Genomic DNA, 17666 nt, shown 5'->3' on the forward strand with positions numbered 1-17666 from the left:
CGGTCTATTTGAGCGTGAGGGTGGTGCCGGATGCCGTGCAGGTGCTCCCGAACGTGACGGTGCTGCCCGATGCGCTCGCCTTGGAGGCTGGGCAGTACACGGTGCCGTCGTCGTAGATGAACGCGTCCGTGGCGTCGGCCAGCTTGCCGTACAGGTCGGCTATCTGCTGCTTCTGCTTGGCCATGTCCGAGCTGCCCGCGCTGCCCTGCGCCACGCTGTTGGCTATCTGCAGGGCGGTGTTTGCTGCCGCGTTGGCGTTCGAGGCTGCGCCGTTTGCCGCCGCCGTGGCGGCTTGCGAGGCCGTTTTCAGCTGAGCGGCCTCGGTCGCGCGGGCGCTCTCGGCGATGACGCGCCCCTTCTCCGCCTCCACGCGTCCGCTCTCGGCGGTCTTGCGCACGGTTTCGTTGGTGGCGCGCTGCTTCTCGGCGGCGGCGCGCGAAGCCTCGGCCTTCTGCATCTGCGTGTTGAGCGCGGTTACGTCGGCGAGCTGCGACCTCAGGTCGGCAACGATCGCCTCCACCGCGTCCACGTACGGCCCGGACACGGTGCCCGCCGCGCTCGCGGAGGGGAGGACGTTCACGAGGATGTTCTCGGTGGTCGCGTCCAGCCCCGCCGCGTCGCGCACGCGCACGTAGCAGACCTTGAGCAGCCCTGCGACGCCGAACGCCGCCGGGTTGACGGTCACGGTGGCCACGTTGTCGCTGATGCCCGTGAACTGCTGCTCCACGTAGGTGTGGTCGGGCTTCGCGGCCATGAGGTGCACCTTGCAGCCCGTCAGGGCCGCCTTCTTGTCGCCGTCGTAGATGGCGGCCTTCAGGACCTCCGCGCTGTCGCCCTGGTGCACCGTTATGACCGGCGGCGCTATGTTCGTCTTCTTGAGGTTGAGCGTGATCTCGTGCGTTGCCATGCGTCACTCCTTCTCTTCGGATTTGATGGTCCGCGATGTGTCGCCGGGTTGCGCGCTGTGTATCCCGCATATCTCCTCGTCTGTCATCGCCGAGAAGTCCACGGCGTTCGCTTCGCCTCCTTCCATGTCCATGACGGCCACGGGGCTTGAGACGAGCGCGAATCCGCCCTTGCCGTCGAACTCGTACACGTCTTCCGACTCCACGATGGCGCGGGCCGTCGCCGGGTCGCTGATGCATTCAAGCACCGGCAGCGCCTCGGGCGGCTCCGGCGCGCCGTCGAACGCCTGCGGGGCCTCCGGCATCTGTACAAGGTGGTAGAACATTCCGTTTCCTCTCTGGTCTAGTTTCCCGTGATGCTGCTCATGCCGGTGATGATTCCGTTCACCACGTTGATGGTGCCCCACGTCCAGTTGTTGCCGTTGTTGGTGATGCACCCGATGAACTGCGTTGATCCCGTGTACCCGTAGGTGCCGCCAGAGCCCGTGCTTGCGCTCATGGCGAACTTCGGCGCGAGTATCCTGACGGTGCCTGACGCGCCGAGGTCGGCACGCCCGTTGTCCAGGTACAGGTAGTTGCTTGAGTTCTCCTGCAGCTTCACATACGGCGATCCGCCCCCGCTGCTGTTGCCGCTCCTCATATACAGCATCTCGTCGGGGAAGCTCATGTGCCCCTTGTAGTAGGGGGTCGTAAGCCTCGTTTGCCGGTAATAGCGGTTCGCGCTAAGGAACCCGTAGCCGCATGACGATATGCCTACACCGTCGGTCGCATTCGCCGTCGGGTTGTCCACGGCATGAAGTGCCTCGATGGTGCAGTACTCGGCCGTGTTGTTGACGAACGAGGCGCCGGGCCGGTTGTCCGTCGTGGTGCCCGTTGTGATGTAGTTCGTGGACGACGTGCCCACCATGTTGCAACGGAACATGGCGGTGTTGCCCACCAGCACGGTGCCGGCGATGATGGAGCCGGTCTTGCTGTATATCTGGAAGCCGTTGGTGGCGTTGATGTACACCTTGTTGCCGTTGCTGTCCGTCATGAAGATGGAGCCGTCGCGCAGGTAGAAGGCGCCGCTGTCGAGGTCCCAGTAGGAGTTCCCGCCCTTGATTCGGCCCGTGGTCAGCTCGTCGGCGGTCACGCCGTCGCCGGTGATGGCCGTGCGCCACTTCCAGGCTCCGGTGGAGTACTTGGAGTTGGCCACGCCGATGACGCCGCCTCCTATCTTCACGCACTTGGTCGCGCTCTCGGGCTTCTTGTCGTACACGAGGATGCCCTGGCCCGGCTCCTCGTACACCCACCCGCCCGTGGTGTTTATCTCGCTGTTGAGCATTTCCACGATCTTCTTGCGGATATCCGTCGGCAGCTGGTCGAGCTGCTTCTGCAGCCCATCCACCTCGCCCTCGGCGCTCGTCAGCCGTTCGTCCAGCTTGTCCGTGACGCCTTCCAGGTACTCCTTGTTGGCCTCGTCTATCTGCTTGAGCGCGTTCTCGCTTTGCTCTATCGACGTGTCGGTGTACAGGCGCAGCACCTCGTCCAGGGTCAGGTTGCCGTCGTCGGAGTACTTCTTCAGCGCCTCCTCCAGCATGGTGTCCCCGTTGTCGGCGTACTCCTTGAGGGCCTTGTCCAGCTCGTCCCTTATCTCGTCGGTGTAGTCCTTGGCGGCGCCGCCGACCTCCTTGGTGTACGCCTTCTGGCGTTCCTCGGAGGCTGCCAGGCTCTCGCCCCACTTGCCGGTCGATGCCCTGTTCGAGGCGTTCACAGCCTCGGTCACGGTCGCCCGGATGGTCGAGGCGGTGGACTTGGCGGCCGACTTCTGCGCGGCCATCAGCTCGGCGATCGTCTGGTAGTTGCCGAACGTGTAGGTGACCTCGCCGGGGCGCAGCTGGTCCTCGACCACCTTCGTGATTCTGGTCTGGACGCGCAGGGGAGGGTTGTACACCATGTCGAGCACGGTCACGAGGTCGCCCTCGTCAGCGCCCTCGAAGCCCTCTCCGGCCCTGGCGAGCGCCACGGCGTCCACGGTGTACGACACGACCGGGACGCACGACTTCGCCAGCTGTTCCTCGGTGAGCTTCTTAAGCTCGGCCGCGTCCTCGCAGTCGGAGAACTCCACGTCGCCGAACACGTGCGCCTTGCCGCCCTTGCCGTCGGGCCGTCCCCAGCGGGCCAGCGCGTCGGCGCTGCCCACCCAGTTCTGCCCGCCGTTCACGTCGCCGAACGTCAGCTTTCGGTCGTAGCCGCCCGTCAGGTTGCCGTCGTCGTCGGTGGTCTGCAGGGACTTGCCGTAGCCGTACAGGGCGGTGCACACGTTGCCCTCGTCCACGCTGCGGCGGACGCTCACGAGGTCCTTGGCGTAGGTGAAACGCTTGCCGTTGTCCTCGCCGACCTGCTTTGCCATGCAAACGCGGCGCGAGGTCACCTTGGTGCCGCTCACCTGTATCTCGAACGACAGCTCGCCGCCCCAGGTGTCCGCCACGTCGTGTATGGCCGCCCATGCGTTGGTGTGGTAGAAGTTCGTGCCCGCCTGCCCAAGGTCATCGACGGTGCCGACCTGCCAGCGCGAGGAGGACAGCGCCGAGGCCAGCGCGGTGTATGCGCTCACGTCGTAGGGGCGCTTGTCCTCCAGGTAGTCGCCCAGCAGCTCGACCTGCGCGGAGGTGGGGCAGTAATACGTGTAGAGGATGCCCGCGCTCGCGCGCTCTTCCTCCACGCCGTCCACGATGTTCTCGTGCCATCGGCCCTTGAGGTCGCGCCACACCAGGCGGTCGCCCTTGTCCAGGCGCGCAAGCGTGGTGATGCTCAAGGCGTTCTCGCCGTTGACCTCGCGCGTGTCCTTGCACTCGAACAGCGTCTTGATGGGCCCCTTGTACGTCTCCCATCTGTTTGTGACCCATAGCAGCATCAGCCCACGTACCTTTCCGTTCATCTCGCCACTGCGGTCCCGCTCGACACCCGCAGCGTGTTCGCCCCAGGCTCTAGCGAGAAGAAGTCGCTGTCGAACGTCACGCGCGCCGCCGATCTGCTCACCGTCGCCTGCGGCGCGGCCATGTCTATCACCACCGGGGTCGATGCCGATACGGCCTCGTCGACCTGCACGTACTGCCCCGTGTCCATGTTCGTCAGGCGCAGCGTGGAGGTGTTGCCGCCCGGCGTGATGGTCACGACCGGGTACGTGCGGAACGTCCCGCCGACCTGCAGCGAGGAGGTGCCCGAGAACGTGGCCTGCGCGTCCGCCCCGTAGGCTATGGGGTCGTACGCGGTGAAGGTCAGCATCGCCTCTCCCGTGTGCCAGAGCGTGTCGAGCTCGCCGGGGGACGTGAGCACCGCCTTGTATCGCAGGCCCAGGTGGCGCTCGTCGTCCAGCCACAGGTCCGCCTCCTTCAGGCACAGCAGCCTCGAAGCCATGAGGCGGCGGACCGCCGCCATGTCGTCGGTGGGGCGGGCGCGGAAGGCCGCCGTCACTTCTATGGACAGCGGCTTCAGGTCCGCGCGCATGAACCGCTCGCCGGGCGTTCCCGGCACGGTCCTGGTGGTTATGTCGTAGTCGGGTAGCAGCGAGCGGGTCATGAGCCGGGTGTCGAACCATGGCCCGAAGTCGAAGCCGTTGTATATCATGCGAAGCACTCCTGCCGTTTGATCTCCTTCGCGATTTGGCGGGATATTTTCTCGATATCGGCCTCCTCCCGCACGGTCGCGTACACGTTGATGGTCACGTTTGTGTCGCCGCGCGCGGCCCCGCCCTTGCCGTCGAGCAGCTTGGCGATGCCCTCGGCGAGCGGGCGCGCGCCCCTCTCGTTGAACGGCACGACGCCCTCCGGGCCGGCCTCGCCGACGCCGATGACGCTGGGGCCGTTGAACACGCCGCCCTTCGCGTACCAGCTGAGCCCGAAGCTCGGGACGGAAGGCGGGTCGATGCTGAACGAGCCGTTGACGGACAGGTGCGGCAGCTTGAGGTCCGGCAGCGACCACGAGAAGTTGAAGTACCCCTTTATCGTGTCGATGACGTTGCGCACGGTGTCCCGCGCGTTCTGTATCGGCGTCTCTATGGCGCTCTTGATGGAGTCCCACACGCTCGACACGGTGTCACGCGCGGCGCTGAACACGCTGGAGATGGTGTCGCGGATGCCGTTCACGATGCCGGATATGGTCGAGCTGATGCCGCCCCACACGCTCGACGCGGTGGAGCTGACCGCTCCCCATATGGAGTTCCACACGGCCTGGATTGCCGACAGCACCGCCGAGATGGTGGAGCTGATGGCGTTAATGGCCGCGCCTATCGCCCAGCTGATCGCGCCCCATATGCTGGATGCTGTCGAGCTGACCGCGCCCCAGACCGTGCTCCACACCGCCTGGATGATGCCGAGGACCGTCTGTATGTTCGTTTGCACGGCGGTGATGTAGGTCGTCACCGCCCAGCTGATGGCCTCCCACACCGCGCTCGCCACGGAGCTGATCGCGCCCCAGGCGGCGGACCACCACTCGGAGAGGATGGTCAGCACGGCGGTGATGTTCTGGCTCACGGCTTCCAGGTAGGCGCCCACTGCCGCGCATATGGCGTCCCACGCCGCGCTCAGCTGGCTGCCGAAGTTCTCCCAGATGAAGGTCCACGGGGCGAGCAACACCTCTATGGCGAGGTTCAATATCTCGCCTAGCAGCATGACCGCCACCTGCACCACGTTGCAGATGCCGTCCCAGACGCTCGCGGCGGTGTCGGCCATCCCCTGGAAGAACCCGGCTATGGCCTCCATGGCCCCCTGAACCGTGGCGCATATCCCGTCCCAGATTCCGCCCAGCGTCTCGCCGAGCCGGGAGAAGAACCCGCCGACGGACTGCGCGACCTCGCCCGCGACCTGCACGGCGACCTGAAACGCCTGGCATACCGCGTCCCAGATTGCCGTTACCGCGTCGCGGAACCCCTCGCAGTTGTTCCACAGCAGCACGACGGCGGCGATGATGGCCGCGATGGCCGCGACCACGGGATGGGCGGCTATGAGCCCCAGCGCGCCGGTGCCCAGCTTGCCGACCACCTGGAAGGCCGCGCCGATTTTCGGCACGGTGTCCACGACGGTGCCGACCGTCGAAAGCACAGGGCCGATGGCGGCCGCTATCGTGGCGATCGCGAGAACGGCGGTCTGGCCGCCCTCGCCGATGCCTGCGAACCACTCGGAGAACGACTTGACGACGCCGGCCACGTTGGTGGCGATGTTGAGGAGCGGTTGCCCCAGCGGCTCGATGGAGCCCTGCAGCTCGCGCATGGCCTCCTGCGACTTCACGGCGAAGCTATCGGAGGCGGCCTCCTGGGCCTGCTCTGCGGCGCCGGCCACGTCGCCGAAGCTGTCCTGCACGCCCGCCAGGGACTCGATCATGCCCATGGCGTTGTCCTCGCCGAGAGAGGACCACAGGGTGGAGGCCAGCGCGGCCTTATCGTATTCGTTGGGCATCTGCGTCAGGTCGCCCAGCACCGCCTGCAGCATGTCCTCGGCGGTGGCGCTTCCGTTCTTGAAGTTTTCGAATACTTCCTGCGTGCCCTCGCTGAACGAGCCGATGGACTCCTCCATGCGGCCGTCCGCCAGCGCGGTCAGGAACTCGTTGAGGTAGTCGCCCACCTTGTCCAGGTTGTACGCGCCGTTGGACGTGCCGGCCTCCAGCAGGCTGAAGTACTCGCTGGCGCTCATGCCGGCCTCGCCCCAGCGCACGCTGTACTCGCTCAGGTTGTCGCCCAGCTCGTCGGTGTAGTTCAGGCCGCGCTGCATGCCCGCCGTGAGCAGGTCGCTGGCCTCGGTGGCCGACAGGCCGAAGCCCTCCATGAGGGCGTTGGTGCCGCGTATGGACTCGTTCACGTCGGCCCCGAACGTCTGCGACAGCATGAGCGCGTTGGTGGTGACGGTCTGCAGGTCCTCGTCGGACACGTCGCGCAGGGTGGACTTGCACTGGATCAGCGCGTCGTTGACCTCGTCCAGGGACTGGCCCCAGCCGCCCTCGTAGATACGCTTGCCTATGCCGCTGAAGCGTTCCGCCTCCTCGCCGGAGACGCCGAACGCGGCGGCTATGCGGGCGTTGGCCTGCTCGTAGTCGCTGGCCACGCCGAACACGGCCTTGCCGGCGGCCACCACGGGCGCGGTGAGCGTCAGCGTGGCGGCGGTGCCGGCCTTCTTGAACGAGGAGGACAGCTTCGCCGCCTTCTCGTCGCCTTCGGTTATGTTCTTCCAGGAGATGCCCTGGAGGTCGCGCTCCAGGGCTTTGATGTTCTTGGATACGTCTACGGTGTCGAGCACCGCTTTGATGATGACGCTGCCGTCCATGCTCACCTCGTTGCTCTCTTGAGCGCGGCGAAAACATCGCGCATCGCCGCGTCGCTTCCTTCCTCAGAGCCGTGTGAGCTGCGGCCTTTGCCGAGTTCGAACGCCTTGTGGGCGGCGTTCCAGGCCTCGACCTCCTGCCTGTTGTATTTGGTTGGCTTCGGCTTGGTCGCCGGGTTGCGGTAGTGGATGGCGGCGCCGAGCGGCGTGTCCTGCGGGCATCCGCCGACGAGCGCCACGAACTCGGCGAAGCTGATCCGCCCTCGCACCTCGTCCCACTCGATGCCGTAGGTCTGCCGGAAGCTGATGCGGATGCGCGCGGCGTCCTCTTCGAGGTCCCACAGAGGCGTTTCGTGCGGGCGGTTGCCGGTCAGGTCCAGCCCGCACATATCCCACACCGCTGCGTCGCGCATCCGCATGAACTCGGCGGCGTCGTAGTCGCATGCGCACCACGCGTCCGCCCAGTCCACGAAAAACAGCGCCAGGAACTCGTCCCGGCGCTGTTCGTCGGACTTGCCCTCGTCGGTCAGCACCTCGATGACGCGGATGATCGTGAGTGCGTCGTCGCGCACCAGCACGTCCTCGCCGTTCCACGGGTAGCGCGTGGCGCTGGTCCCGTCCGGCAGCCGCACCCGCTCCGCCGTGAGCGCGGCGGGGAGCATTACTTGCCCTTCTTGCGCTTGCCCTTGGCGCGGCGCTGTGCGCGGTTGAGCGCCTGGACCTGCTCCGCGCGCTCGCTGTACATCAGGCCGCAGGCCATCAGCTGCTCGCTGGTCGCGTGGCGCCCGAGCATGTTCAGAAACGTTGCGAACACCTCGCCAAGGATGCGGATGTTCTCCTCGGGAACGATGGGGCCATCTTTGCCGCCCATCCATGCGAGCAGCTCCTCCCAGCCCTCGGTGCCGATGAACACCGAGACGGTGCGCTTGATCAGGCGGGCCTGCGCGGCGTTGGCCTCGGCCGCCTTCTCGGGGGTGTCAGCCCCGCGCGCCATCTGCTCGTTGGCCTGCGCGCGGTCGATGGCGTTGCCGACCTTGGCCAGGTACTCCTCGATGTGCTTGTCGTCGAACCACACGCGGAAGCGCGGCGTGTCGGGGTTCTCCTCGGGGTCCTCGAAGTACACGTCCTCATACGCGCGGATGTTTTTCAAAAGTTCCATTTGCTGCCCCTTTCGTGAGCGGTGAGCGTTGGGCATAGAAAAGGGGCGCGGGCCGCTCACTAGCCCGCGCCCCCATGTCTGGGAGGTTATGTCTGGTGTCGCCTGGCGCTACTTCGCCGCGACGGTCACCTCCACCTGCGTGCAGAGGCTCGGCTTGGACGCGCAGCGCACGGTGATGACGGCCTTGCCCGCTGCCACGCCGGTCACGTTGCCGTCGCTGTCCACGGTCGCAATGTCGGTGTTGCCGGAGGCGAAGAAGCACTTGGGGTTCGCCTCGGCGGGCATCACCACAGGCGCCAGCTTCACGGACTTGTCGACGGTGGCCCCGGTCGGCGCGGTGCACGTCACGCTTGCAGGCTGCTTCAGCTTGTTGGCCTCGATGAAGCTCATGGCGCCCGCTCCGGAGATGGTGCAGGAGAACGCGCCCGGGTCGGACGCGGCGCCCTGCTGGGAGCCCACGGTCAGGTTCAGGTAGGTGCAGTTGCCCTCCACCACGTCGCCGTTGGGGTCGGTGTGGCGGAAGTGGCCCGTGCGGCCGTCGCCGGTCTCCAGCGCCAGGCTGGCCACGTAGTCCTGCGCGGGGTCGCCGTAGCAGCGGTCGCCCGTGACCTCGTACTGCGGCTGCACGCTCTTCACCTTGTCGGTGGGCGTGCCGTAGCCGTCGTAGTAGTCCTTGGTGTCGGTGGTCTCGTTGGTGGTCGGCTTCACCTCGGTGATGCCGCGCGAGAAGATGGCCCACGTGGGGGTCGCCGCCTCGGGCGTGATGTCAACCTCCAGCGCGCTCATGTAGTTTGGCGCGAAGCCGAGGTCTTGGTTCTTTGCCATCGTTATCCCTTCTCTATGGTTATGATCGCTTTGATTCGGAACTCCCACAGGTACGGCCCGCCCTCCGGCGGCGTTATCTCCTGCGGCTCGGTGTACAGCGCCGCGCTCGTGAACCCGTAGGAGCCCGTGGGCGAGGACAGGTCGGCGCCGTCCAACGCGTCGGCCAGGTCGTAGGCGTCGTTCATGGCCTTGGCCTCGGAGGTGGCCTTCACGATGACCTGCAGCACGTATCCCACGCGGCGGGTGCCGTCCATGTGGCGCACCACGTCGGCCGTGGGCATGGGCCGCAGCACCACCGCGTCGTCGTGGCCGCGCGATGCTGCCAGGCGGGTGAGGAGCACCGGGCCGTAGCCCAGGGCCTCTATGGCGGCCTTCGCCGCCTCCATCACGTCCAGCGCCATATCACGCCCCCTCGGTCAGGAGGTCGACGGCCAGGCGCTTCCAATCCTCGCCGTGCGCGTCCTTCGCGGCCTTCGGCCAGTCGGCCCTCGCCCTCGGGTTCTTGCCGTGCTTGATGGAGCTGTCGGGCAGCTCTCGCACGGCGGCGGCGTAGTCTGCGTCCCATATGACGAAGCCCTGCCTGAAGTCGGAGGCCGCCTGCATGGTCTTGTGCAGGTGCTTGGAGTCCTCGGGCGTGTAGGCGTTCATGTCCTCGGCCACGCTCATGGCGAACTTCACCTGCTTGGCCTCCAGCTCCTTCGCGCTGAAACGCTTCATGAGCTTGGTCAGGTCGACCGTCACTGCTGCGGGCATTGCTACCTCACCTCCAGTTCCCAGTGGTGGGGGATGGTGCCGAACGCGCGGCGGGGCGTGCACCTCGCCACGTTCATCCACTCGCCCCCGTCGATGCTCACGCGGCTGCCCACGGGCACGTCGAACATGCCCGGGCTGTCCACGCCGTCGGCTATCACGAGGCCCTGCGCCCCGTCGCCCAGGGCGTACTCGCGCACGAGCCACGCCGATGCCGGCTCGAAGCGCACGCGGCACACCTCGATGGGCTGCTCGAACTCGCCGCCATAGCCGCCCTCCTTGGGGACTTTGACGAACATGGTGGAGGGCCGCGCCGAGCGCGGCACCCGCATCATCTCGCACCCCCCAGGCCCTGATACAGCAGCGGCGTGCCCAGCAGCTCGCTCTGCACGGCCGCCTGCATGTCGCGGCGGTAGCTGCCCTCTATCCCGGTGCCGGGGTTCCACGAGAACGAGCCGACGGTGAACCCTCCGCCTTCCATGATGCCGCCGGAGCATCCGTACGCTGCGTCGACCTCGCAGGCCGCCATGACCGCGCGCGCCCACTCCTCGGAGCCGTCCGGCTCGTTGGGGAAGATCAGGTCGCGCACGGCCGCCGTGGCGTGGGGGAGCGCCGCCTTGAACTCCTCGGCGGACAGCTCCCCGCGCCCGGATGCCAGGTAGTCCTCGTAGGTCGGGGCGCTAGTCCCCATCGCCCTCGGCCTCCTCGGCCTTCTCCGGCTCCGTGGCCTGCTCGGCGGCCTTCTCCGGATGCTCCTCGGCCTTCGCGGCCTGCTCCTTGCCCTTGGCGGCCGCCTTCTTCTTGGCGGCGGGCTTCTTCTCGAACGTCAGTCCCACTACGCGCATCTCGCGCCTCCTTCCTACGCTGCCTTCATGCCGGCGGTGATGTAGTGCGCCAGATTCTCGCGCACGCCGCACACGCCGTACTTGCGGTACTTGAACAGGTGGCCGAAGCCCTGCTGGTTGTCCTCGGCGTCGATGACCTTGCCGTGCGCGAAGTTCCAGCGCAGGATGACGGCGTCCTTGTGCACGATCAGGAAGTTCATGTCCACGGCGGACGTGTCCTTCTTGTAGTGGCCGATCTCCTCGTCCTTGGTGGTGCCGTCCAAAAGGTCGATGGCGGAGTAGAAGCGGGACTGCGGCACCTTCACGATGCTGGAGAAGCCGTCCAGCGCCTCGCGGGACTTGGTGGTGTCCAGGTCCTTCACCATGCCCAGCAGGGTGGGGGTGATGAACAGCACGCGGCCCTCCTCCGGCACCTCCTTCTCGTCCATGTCGCACATGGCGGCGTTCAGGCCCTTGAGCATGTCCGCGCCGTCGGTGTAGGTCTTCTGCTCCTTGTTGATGCCCGTGCCCTTGCACAGGGTGGAGAACACGAACGCATCGCCTTCGGGCACGACCTTGTTGCGGTTGAAGTGCGCGGCCGCGTTTCCGAACGCCAGGTTGAAGGACTGCGCGTCGACCTTCTGGTCGATTTCGAGGATGGTGCCTCGGTCGTAGTTCGCGCTGATGGGCTTCCAGGTCAGGGACGCGCCGCTGTTCTGGGGCAGGCGGCCGTTGTCCTTCACGTCGCCCAGGCCGCCCATGCTGTAGACGGGGTAGTAGAACTCGCCCAGCTGCTCCATCTGCGCGATGTTGCCCGTGGGCGCGGCGCTCTCCAGCACGGCGGTCAGGGATTCCTTGCGGTACGCCTCCATGAGCACGTTCTCGTAGCCATGGGGCAGTTCGATGCTGTTAGGCATGATTTACTCCTTAGATTCGTTGGTCAGTCCGAAAGCTGCGCGGAAGTCCGCCAGGCCGTCGGAGCCCGCGCCGCCCTTCTGCTCGCCGCCCGCGCTCGAACGCGGCTGGTCGGCGAACATGTAGGCGTTGTCCTTCTTCAGGGCGTCGAAGTCGATGCCGGTCAGGTTGCCCTGCTCGTCCAGCTTCGCCTCGGCGATGTTGGGGATGATCGCGCGCGCCGCCTTGGCGTTGCGCACGCCCATCTGCGCCAGCTTGGTGTCGATGGCGAAGTCTCGGCGCATATCGGCCTCGCGCTTCTCGGCGTCGGCCTTGTACGCCTCGTTGTCGGCCTTCGCCTTGTCGAGCGCGGCCTGCAGCTCGTCGGCGTTGCCCGCCTTGGAGGTGAACTCCTCGATCTGCTTGTCGCGCTGCTCCAGCTCGGCCTTGAGGGCCTTCACCTGCTCCTGGTACTCGTCGGTCTCGCGCTTGTACTTCGCGTAGGACACGACCTCCTTCGCCGGCTCGGCCTGCTGGCCGTTGTCGCCGCCCTCGTTGCCCTGGGGCTTGTTGTCGTCCGCCATCGCTTGCTCCTTCCGTGTTTGGTTGTCGCGCTTCCCTGCGCGCTTGGATGGCCCGCCGTTGTCGCCGCGGTCGCGTGCGGGGCCGTTGTCGCCGCCCCATCGCGTGACCGCATCTTCCCCGAGGTGTCGCCAGGCAAAAGAAAAGGCCGCCCGTGATGGGCGGCCTGGCAGCCGTTCGCTATTCGGTTGTGGTTACAGGGCGGCGATGCTCTCCACCTCGTCGACGGGTATGTCCACGATGATGCCCGCGCCGTTGTCGATGCCTATGGTGTTCGGCTCGTCCAGCGATTCGGCGTCGCTCTGGTAGTCGTCGAACCTGCCCGTGACCACCTGGCCGTCGGTGCACGTCACCTTGACCTGCTGGCGAAAGTACTTCACCGCTTCCGATAGCTTCATTGCTGTGCCTCCTTCGGTTTCGCCGGGACGATGTGCACGTCGCCATCGGCGTAGTGGATGGTGAAGCGCGTGGTCGGGATATGCTCTCCATTATCGCCGATTACGTATCCGATCACGCGCCCCGCGTCGCAAACTTCGCGCTTGTTCCAGTTTCCGGCGCGCGTTGCGCGCGCCAGCCCCGTTCCCGCGTGCTTTGAAACGAGGTCTCGCACTTCTTCGAGCGTCGCGGTGATGCAGCTCGGCTCCTTGTACTCGCTGCCCTTGCGTTTCAGGTTCGCCACGTACTGCTCGTGCTGGCGGCTGCCCGCTATGTGCTTCGCCTGCTTGTCGTCGTGCACCGCCATCGCTGCGGCGTCGGCCACGCGCAGGTCGCGCGCCTTCTCGGCCTTGGCCTGGTTTATGGCGGTCCTGAGAACCTTGTCGCGCTCCGCCTTGGCCATGAGGCCGAAGCCATCGCCGCCCGCCTTGACCAGCTCTCCCACGCGCTTGCGGCTCACGCCTGCCTCGGCTATGGCCGCCTTGACGTCCGGCTGCGCCATGAAGGCCGTGCGGCTGGCCGTCTGGCGTGTGAGGGCGTGCTTCTTGTTGCCCGTCTCGTAGGGGTTCTCCCGCGAGTAGTCGCGGGCGAGGTAGTGGTGGGCCGCTATGTGCTCGCGCTGGCGCTTCTGCAGCTTGCCTAGGCGCACGCGCTCCTTGGTGTCGTCCAGCCCCGCCGCCTTCAGGGCGGTCGCCTCTCGCTTCGTGGCGCGTATCTCGCGCTCGATGGCGCGCTGCTTCTGCTCGGCCTGGTACCGCTCCTCGCGCTTCTCGTCGCCGCCGTCGGGGTCGCGCTCGTACCGCAGCGGCTGGCCCTCCACGTAGATGCCGAAGTCGTGCTTGCAGTTCGCTCCGCACAGGCCGTCCACGGCGCCGTACCCGGTCCGGCTGAAGGGCGGGTACTTCTTGGACTTGCCCGACAGGCTGAACACGCGGCCCTGCCACTTGGCGTGGCTCGGGCGCGCCCCGCCGTGCGAGGAGGTCTGCACGAGGTCGTGCCCGGTCTCCTCCATGAGGTCCAGCGTGTTGCGGCTGCCCGCCTGCGCCACCTGGGTGCGGATATGGCGTCGCATGGCCACGTCCGCCTGCGCCCACGCGCCGCTCTTGTAGTCCACCACCGAGACGCCCCGCCGCGCCAGCTTCAGCACGGCGTCGCGGGTCGCCTTCTCGTACCCGGCCATGCCCGAGTTCACCTGCGCCACGGCCTGGGCCACGACCTCCAGGTACGCGCGCTGCACGTTGGCGGGCATCTTCAGGTTGTCGCGGCTGATCACCTCCTGAACGCCCGCTGCCGTGGCCCGCGCGGAGTTGTGCAGCCTCCACTGCATCGCCTTGGACAGCGCGCCCATGGCCGTGCCCAGCGTTGCCAGGTCGGCCTCGGCGCTTTTCGCGATCGCCTCGGCCGCCGCCTTGGCCGCCTCTCGCGCGGCTCTGCGGCCCTCCTCGCTCATGGCCTTCTGCACGTCCTTGGCGGCCAGCGCGGCCTTCCTGGCGGCCTGGGAGTAGGCGCTCTCGCCCTCGAAGTCTATGGAGCCTATGAGCGCGGCGTAGATGCACACCAGGCGCAGGGTGTACTCGTCCATTGCCCCCTGCGCCGCGTCGGTGAAGTGCTCTATGTAGTCCGGCCCCAGCATCAGGCCAGCCCGTCGCCCAGCATGTCGAACGCGCCGCCCTGCTGCTCGGGCACGTTGGCCTTGGCCTCGTTGCTGGTCTCGCCGTAGAAGCGGCGGCGGTACTCCCACGGGGCCATGATGCCGGCGCCCACCTCGCTCATGGCCATCTCGCGGGCGCTCTGCGTGTCGCTGATGATGGAGTCGTCGAAGTCCACCGTCACGTCGCCGTACGGCACCGCCTCGCCCTTGATGTTGCGGCAGGCGTCCGCCATCCCGTTGACCAGCCGCACGATGGACTTGCGCAGGGAGTTCTCGTGGCTGTGGATGGACCGCATCAGCTGCGAGTTATCGGCGGCGACCTCCTTGGCCGTCTTGAGCCCCGTGTGCGCCTCCCAGCTGAAGTACCCGTTGCCGAAGCCGCATGCGATCGACAGAAGGCGCAGGCCCGTGTTGATGGCGCTGGCGTTCTCGTCCGCCTTGAGGTCGCTCTGGGAGGTCTGAATCTTGGAGGCCCCCTCGTCGCCGGGGTTCATGGAGAAGATGGTGTCGTCGGCCTCGCCGAAGGCGTAGTAGGTCTTGGTCATGGAGCCGTCCGGCCCCTTCTCGCTCTTCGACTCTATGAGCGTCTTGTCCACGAACGTGCGCGGGCGGCCCACGCGGATGTGGTCGAGCAGGGAGGTGACGGCCTCGTCCACCACCTTCATGGCGCCCACGGCCTTGGCGTACACGCTCGCGCCCATGGCGCAGTACCCGTAGTAGCGGTTGGACACGGCGGGGCGCACCAGGCTGAACAGCGGGCGGGTGCAGTGCGTGTCCATGTCGGCGCTGATGCCCTCGATCGCCACCTGCTTGTGCGTCTTGGTGTCGAACAGCTGCGTGAGGATGTGGTAGGTGCCGCCCACGAGCACGTGCGCCTGGCACTGGTCGTAGTCGTGCCCGCCGACCTCCACGCGGCCCACGAACGCGCACTGCGTGCAATCGTCGGCGCTCCACGTCAGCGGGAGTATCTGGGTGGCGTCGTATCGCACGATGCGCAGCTCGGCGTCCGGGGTGTAGATGTTGTCGGTCACGCCTCGCGGCTCGATGACCCACGCGCCGGTCCCCATGGCGAACGCCCGGGCTATGAAGTCGGCGTTGTCCATGGCGAACGAGGAGGGCGCGCCGCTGTCCTCGGTCGGCTGCCCCGCCGGCTGGCCGTCCTCCGGCGCCTCCTGGCCGTCGCCGCCGGTCGCCGTGGGGTTGGCGAAGTATCGCGCCATCCACGCGCGGCGCTCGTCGCTCGTGCTGGAGATGATCGTGCTCTCGTTCATTATCAGGCTGGCCCACTCGTCGGCCACGAGCGCGGCCGGGTGCAGGCTAGCGCGCTCGCGCTTGTACACGCGGAAGCCGCGCCGCTCGCTGTAGTGGTACCAGCCGTTGTTCGCCGCGAACCACCCGAACCAGACGTCCACCATGCCCTGCATGCGGGTGTCCGGCTGGTATCCCATGCGGCGCAGCCACGCCTCGGCGTAGCCCGTGTTGCCTCGCTTCTCCATCAGAGGTTGCTCCTTATCCACAGTCCTGCGGCGTAGCCCGCCGCGTCTATCGCGTCGTCGTTGACCTTCGGCAGTGTCTCGGTTATGTCGCCCTGCCCGTTCGACACGTACTCGTACTCGGGGAACTCCTTGGCGGCGAGCGGGCAGCGGTCGGGGTCGATGACTATGCGTGTGAGGTTCTGCATCCACCTGATGCGGTTCTTGGGCGCGTTCAGGCCCTGCTTGAGCGATTTCTGCGCGCCGATGCCCTGCTCCTGGTAGTAGAGGATCATGCCGCGCGCCGCGCTGTCGCACCACACGTCGGCGGCGGGGTCCTCGGCCTCCTGCAGCTTGGCGGCCACCAGCTCGGCGGTCTTGACGTCGATGGCCTCGGTTCCCTGGCGGCTCTCCTCGTCCAGCAGGTACAGCACGCGCTCGTTCTCGTCGTATCCCGCCTCCATGAACACCCACGGGTGCACGCTGCCCGCGTCCACGCCGAACGAGCGCAGGGAGATGGACGCGCGCTCCTCGTCCGTTATGGGGCGTATGTCCAGCAGCTCGTCGGGGAACACCTCGGAGCCCGTGCCGATGACCTCTCCGAGCCATTGCCAGCGGTAGGACTCGGGCGTCTTGCGGCGGCTGCGCTCGGCCTCCGCCAGCGCCGTGGCGCTTATCCATTCGGGGTGCTCGTCTATGACGTCCAGGTACGTGGTGTGGCATATGAAGCGCCCGTCCTCGCCGGGGTGGGCCTCCAGGTCGCGCGCCTCCTTGTTCACCCAGTTGCGCGCCGAGCGGGGAGGGTTGTAGCTGTAGAACACCCAGAAACGCTCGCCGCCGCGCAGGTACGTGGCCAGCACGCTGCGCACCTCGTCCATGCCGTCGAACTCGTCAACCTCCTCGAACCACATTACGGCGCAGTAGCCTGTGCGGAACTTCGCCGACTTCAGCTTCTTGGGCTTGTCGCACCCGAGGAAGCGTATGACCTGCCCGGTGGGGCGGTACGTCACCTCCATAGGGGACAGGCCGAAGTCGAACAGGCGGGCCACGCCGAGCACATCGCACGCCCAGCCTATCTGCTCGTACACGGACGTGCGCAGCGTGTTGCCGACCTTGCGCAGCACGACGGCGTTCGCCTTCGGGTTGAGCATGATCAGCAGCACGATGGCGATGGATATGAACGACGACTTGGTGGAGTTGCGCCCGCCCTTGAACCAGTAGTGCGTGAACTCGTGCGCCTTGATGGAGCGCCATACGCCGGCGAACACGGCGGCCACGACGTCCGAGAGCCTAACCGAGGTCGTCAACGATGGTCACCCCCGCCTCCGCCATGGCGGCCTTCGCGCCGTCCACGCCGAACATATCGTTGAGCAGCTTCACGCTCTCGGTTATGGCCAGGCGCGCGTCGCCGTTGATGCTGCCCTCGGCCGCCTGGCGGCGGAAGATGGGCAGCGCGCCGTCCAGCACCTCGAACAGCGGCGCGGCGGCGTCCTGCAGCTCCCAGCGGCACTCCTGGGCGGCCGCGTCTCGGATTTCCTGGATTCTGTGCGCGATTCGGGGGTCGCGCATCAGCTTGGACGCGGCGCAGCTTATCGAGTTGTAGTTCATGCGCTTGCAGTCGTAGGCCGCGCGGTACGCGTCCTGCTGCTTGGCGCGGGGCTTGGCCATCTCGCGGGCGAACGCCTCCTGCTTCGCCGTGAGCGGCTTGTCCTTCTTGGGCACCTGCGGCCTCCTTCCTGATTAGTTTCGCGCTAGCCAAGCGACGCGATCACATCGCGCTCGCGCGGCGAAAGCGCGAAACGCTCTGCGGCTGCACGCTCTGCGGCTGCACGCTCTGCGGCTGCACGCTCTGCGGCTGCACGCTCTGCGGCTGCAC

Annotated in this window: 20 protein-coding genes; all 20 read right to left on the reverse strand. The window is 66.8% G+C overall.

Translation table 11 applies throughout. The annotated features are described in order from the left end of the window. Positions 1-4: 4 nt before the first annotated feature. The gene (locus Q0D52_RS05865; RefSeq protein ID WP_294380843.1) at positions 5-907 is read right to left on the reverse strand and encodes a BppU family phage baseplate upper protein; all 903 of its coding nucleotides are present in this window, start codon (positions 905-907) and stop codon (positions 5-7) included. Positions 908-910: 3 nt separating this feature from the next. Beyond that, complete coding sequence (locus Q0D52_RS05870) at positions 911-1231, reverse strand: hypothetical protein (RefSeq protein WP_294380845.1); 321 nt, start codon at positions 1229-1231, stop codon at positions 911-913. A 17-nt stretch (positions 1232-1248) separates the two neighbouring features. After that, positions 1249-3801, reverse strand: a complete 2553-nt coding sequence (locus tag Q0D52_RS05875; RefSeq protein WP_294380848.1) for a phage tail spike protein — start codon at positions 3799-3801, stop codon at positions 1249-1251. Positions 3802-3821: 20 nt separating this feature from the next. Then, on the reverse strand, positions 3822-4514 hold the full coding sequence (locus tag Q0D52_RS05880; protein ID WP_294380884.1) for a distal tail protein Dit: 693 nt from the start codon (positions 4512-4514) through the stop codon (positions 3822-3824). Beyond that, on the reverse strand, positions 4511-7201 hold the full coding sequence (locus Q0D52_RS05885; protein WP_294380850.1) for a phage tail tape measure protein: 2691 nt from the start codon (positions 7199-7201) through the stop codon (positions 4511-4513). Before Q0D52_RS05885 ends, Q0D52_RS05880 begins: the two co-directional genes overlap by 4 nt. Positions 7202-7203: 2 nt before the next feature. Further along, a complete protein-coding gene (locus Q0D52_RS05890; RefSeq protein ID WP_294380852.1) occupies positions 7204-7860 on the reverse strand; it encodes a Gp15 family bacteriophage protein in 657 nt (218 codons plus the stop codon). Further along, the gene (locus Q0D52_RS05895; RefSeq protein ID WP_294380854.1) at positions 7860-8357 is read right to left on the reverse strand and encodes a hypothetical protein; all 498 of its coding nucleotides are present in this window, start codon (positions 8355-8357) and stop codon (positions 7860-7862) included. The genes Q0D52_RS05890 and Q0D52_RS05895 overlap by 1 nt, the downstream gene beginning before the upstream one ends. A 108-nt stretch (positions 8358-8465) precedes the next feature. Next, a complete protein-coding gene (locus tag Q0D52_RS05900; RefSeq protein ID WP_294380856.1) occupies positions 8466-9182 on the reverse strand; it encodes an Ig-like domain-containing protein in 717 nt (238 codons plus the stop codon). A 2-nt stretch (positions 9183-9184) separates the two neighbouring features. Then, positions 9185-9583 (reverse strand): minor capsid protein, encoded by a 399-nt coding sequence (locus Q0D52_RS05905; RefSeq protein ID WP_294380858.1) that lies wholly within the window; start codon positions 9581-9583, stop codon positions 9185-9187. Between the two features lies 1 nt (position 9584). Next, a complete protein-coding gene (locus Q0D52_RS05910; RefSeq protein WP_294380860.1) occupies positions 9585-9935 on the reverse strand; it encodes a minor capsid protein in 351 nt (116 codons plus the stop codon). A 2-nt stretch (positions 9936-9937) separates the two neighbouring features. Beyond that, on the reverse strand, positions 9938-10267 hold the full coding sequence (locus tag Q0D52_RS05915; protein WP_294380862.1) for a hypothetical protein: 330 nt from the start codon (positions 10265-10267) through the stop codon (positions 9938-9940). Further along, positions 10264-10623: a hypothetical protein gene (locus Q0D52_RS05920; RefSeq protein ID WP_294380863.1), complete on the reverse strand. Its 360-nt coding sequence runs from the start codon at positions 10621-10623 to the stop codon at positions 10264-10266. Before Q0D52_RS05920 ends, Q0D52_RS05915 begins: the two co-directional genes overlap by 4 nt. Then, positions 10613-10777: a hypothetical protein gene (locus Q0D52_RS05925; RefSeq protein ID WP_294380865.1), complete on the reverse strand. Its 165-nt coding sequence runs from the start codon at positions 10775-10777 to the stop codon at positions 10613-10615. The genes Q0D52_RS05920 and Q0D52_RS05925 overlap by 11 nt, the downstream gene beginning before the upstream one ends. Positions 10778-10791: 14 nt before the next feature. Further along, positions 10792-11673, reverse strand: a complete 882-nt coding sequence (locus Q0D52_RS05930; protein ID WP_294380867.1) for a hypothetical protein — start codon at positions 11671-11673, stop codon at positions 10792-10794. Between the two features lie 3 nt (positions 11674-11676). Then, positions 11677-12234: a phage scaffolding protein gene (locus Q0D52_RS05935; protein WP_294380869.1), complete on the reverse strand. Its 558-nt coding sequence runs from the start codon at positions 12232-12234 to the stop codon at positions 11677-11679. A gap of 192 nt (positions 12235-12426) precedes the next feature. Then, the gene (locus Q0D52_RS05940) at positions 12427-12630 is read right to left on the reverse strand and encodes a hypothetical protein (protein WP_294380871.1); all 204 of its coding nucleotides are present in this window, start codon (positions 12628-12630) and stop codon (positions 12427-12429) included. Then, entirely contained in the window at positions 12627-14300 is a 1674-nt protein-coding gene (locus Q0D52_RS05945) for a phage minor capsid protein (protein ID WP_294380873.1), read from the reverse strand. Before Q0D52_RS05945 ends, Q0D52_RS05940 begins: the two co-directional genes overlap by 4 nt. Continuing rightward, a complete protein-coding gene (locus Q0D52_RS05950; RefSeq protein WP_294380874.1) occupies positions 14300-15814 on the reverse strand; it encodes a phage portal protein in 1515 nt (504 codons plus the stop codon). The genes Q0D52_RS05945 and Q0D52_RS05950 overlap by 1 nt, the downstream gene beginning before the upstream one ends. Beyond that, complete coding sequence (locus tag Q0D52_RS05955; protein WP_294380876.1) at positions 15814-17097, reverse strand: PBSX family phage terminase large subunit; 1284 nt, start codon at positions 17095-17097, stop codon at positions 15814-15816. The genes Q0D52_RS05950 and Q0D52_RS05955 overlap by 1 nt, the downstream gene beginning before the upstream one ends. After that, on the reverse strand, positions 17081-17512 hold the full coding sequence (locus Q0D52_RS05960) for a hypothetical protein (RefSeq protein ID WP_114513499.1): 432 nt from the start codon (positions 17510-17512) through the stop codon (positions 17081-17083). Before Q0D52_RS05960 ends, Q0D52_RS05955 begins: the two co-directional genes overlap by 17 nt. Positions 17513-17666: the final 154 nt, after the last annotated feature.

The organism is uncultured Senegalimassilia sp., from assembly GCF_934630535.1.
In the GTDB taxonomy this organism is placed as follows: Bacteria; Actinomycetota; Coriobacteriia; order Coriobacteriales; family Eggerthellaceae; genus Senegalimassilia.